This window comes from Vagococcus sp., assembly GCF_036639995.1.
Classification (GTDB): domain Bacteria; phylum Bacillota; class Bacilli; order Lactobacillales; family Vagococcaceae; genus Vagococcus.
This window is the reverse complement of sequence record NZ_JAVWHO010000039.1, coordinates 3753-5828: the sequence shown is the minus strand read 5'-3', so window position 1 is coordinate 5828 and position 2076 is coordinate 3753. Positions and strand designations below refer to the sequence as shown.

3 protein-coding genes are annotated in these 2076 nt (G+C 34.0%); all 3 read left to right on the top strand.

The window, feature by feature from the left end; all coding sequences use genetic code 11:
• The first annotated feature begins 15 nt into the window (after positions 1 to 15).
• Entirely contained in the window at positions 16 to 384 is a 369-nt protein-coding gene (gene dhaM, locus RR554_RS09400; RefSeq protein WP_332463812.1) for a dihydroxyacetone kinase phosphoryl donor subunit DhaM, read from the top strand.
• Positions 385 to 491: 107 nt separating this feature from the next.
• Positions 492 to 1481: a DhaKLM operon coactivator DhaQ gene (gene dhaQ / locus RR554_RS09395; protein WP_332463807.1), complete on the top strand. Its 990-nt coding sequence runs from the start codon at positions 492 to 494 to the stop codon at positions 1479 to 1481.
• A 221-nt stretch (positions 1482 to 1702) separates the two neighbouring features.
• Positions 1703 to 2076, top strand: a 374-nt coding sequence (locus RR554_RS09390; RefSeq protein WP_443081267.1) for a hypothetical protein, incomplete at its 3' end; no start/stop codon positions are given.

The following is a 2076-nucleotide window of genomic DNA, read 5'->3' as shown; positions in this document are numbered from 1 at the left end:
AGGGGTGAAGTAATAATGACTTTAGGAATTGTGATGGTGTCTCACGTGTCAGATGTTGTTCAAGGAATTGAACGATTGATTAAAGAAGTTGCTAAGGATGTGTCAGTAACAACAGCTGGTGGAACAGAAGATAACGGAGTAGGCACTAGCTTTGAGATGATTTTAACTGCATTTGAAGAAAATAAAGCAGATAAAATATTAGCTTTCTACGATTTAGGTAGTGCCAAAATGAATTTAGAGATGGCAATCGAAATGACTGAAAAGGAAGTGACATTATACGATACGGCGCTTTTAGAAAGTAGTTATACAGCAGCAGCTCTTATTCAAGCTGGTGCAGATATAACTACGATTGAAGAACAGTTACTCCCATTAAAAATTAAGTAGTAATAACGAAAAAGAGAGAGCCAGATTTGGATTTCTCTTTTTTTACTAAAATTAATATTCTTTATGTGTTACACTAATAAAAGTGAAAAAAGGGAGGCAAGCGTGTTATGACACAAATTATCAATAAACCAAAAGATGCTGTGTCCCAAGTTTTAAATGGTGTAGCATTTATTCATCAGGATAAATTAGAACGATTAAAAAATACAGGTATTATTAAAATAAAAGAAAATAAGACAGATCAAGTAGCTTTGATTAGCGGCGGTGGGAGCGGTCATGAGCCGGCTCATTTTGGGTATGTGGGAGATGGTATGCTTAGTGCAAGTGTGAGTGGTCCTATCTTTATTCCACCAAAAGCTGCAGAAATTTTAAAAGCAATTCATTCGGTGGCTACGGAGAAAGGTGTCTTGTTAATTATAAAAAATTTTGAAAAAGATGTTACCAATTTTTTAGAAGCCAAGGAATTAGCAGTAGCTGAGGGAATTAAAGTCGAGCATATTATTGTTAATGATGATTGCTCTATTGAAGAAGGTAGCTATAAAAAAAGACGTAGAGGTGTCGCTGGAACCATTCTGGTTCATAAAATATTAGGAGCAGCTGCTAAAGAAGGAAAAAGTTTAGCGGAACTTAAAATATTAGGTGAAGAAGTGGTGGCTTCAATGAATACGCTTGGTGTGGCTTTAGCTAGTGGCAAGACCATTGGAAGTGAAAAGCCAGTATTTTCTTTAGAAAAAAATGAAATTTCATTTGGTATAGGCATTCATGGTGAATCTGGTTACCGAAGTGAACCTTTTTTTTCATCAGAGTACCTAGCTAATGAACTGATTAATAAACTGCTAACCCAGTATTCAAATCATCATCAGTACCCGTTTGCGTTAATGATTAATGGTTTGGGAGGAACAACGGTGATGGAGCAATATATTTTTGCTAATGATGTTAAACGATTACTTGATTTAGAGGGAATTAATATTGTTTTTCAAAAAAGTGGAAATTTTATGACCTCAACCAATATGGCAGGCATTTCATTAACGTTTTTAGAGATAAAAGAAAAAGTTTGGTTAAATTATTTAAATGAAATAACAAATGCGTTTGCTTGGTAATAGAAGTACTTTTTACTATTAATTATAGTGAAGAGTACTTTTATTGTTTGTATATTGAGAATATGTCTATTACTTTATTGTGAAAAAGTGATTTTGTGGATAATAGTAGGTCATATTTGCTTTCTTTTTAGTATTATTTACTTAAAATGTGCTTGAACAATTCTTGGTAAAGAGGTAAAATGAAAACGAATACAATAACTAATGTAATTAGGAGGAGAATTATGAAGAAAACAAGAAAAGGTAGTTCTTTATTATTAACAGCAGTTTTGTTATGCCCACTAACACTTACTGCAACTAATGTATTTGCAGAAGATGCACCAGCTAAAGATGGTGTTCAAATTAGCGAGGTAAAAGAAGCAGCTGATACACCTGTTGAGAAAGCGGATTCAAATGCACCAGCTGAAAAAGCTGATGCTAAGAAAACTATTCCAATTCAAATGCTAGGTGTAAATGATTTCCATGGTGCAATCGATAGCAAAGCTTCTTCACTTTATTTAGAAGATCCGTTAGGTGGAAAAGATTTAAAATTCACTAACGTTGGTCGTGCGTCTGTTTTGGCAGCACATTTAGATCAAGCACAAAAAGCGTTTGCTGA

Coding starts and splice junctions, on each gene's coding strand:
- dhaQ (WP_332463807.1), top strand. CDS start 492: ATGACACAAATTATCAATAAACCAAAAGATGCTGTGTCCCAAGTTTTA.
- dhaM (WP_332463812.1), top strand. CDS start 16: ATGACTTTAGGAATTGTGATGGTGTCTCACGTGTCAGATGTTGTTCAA.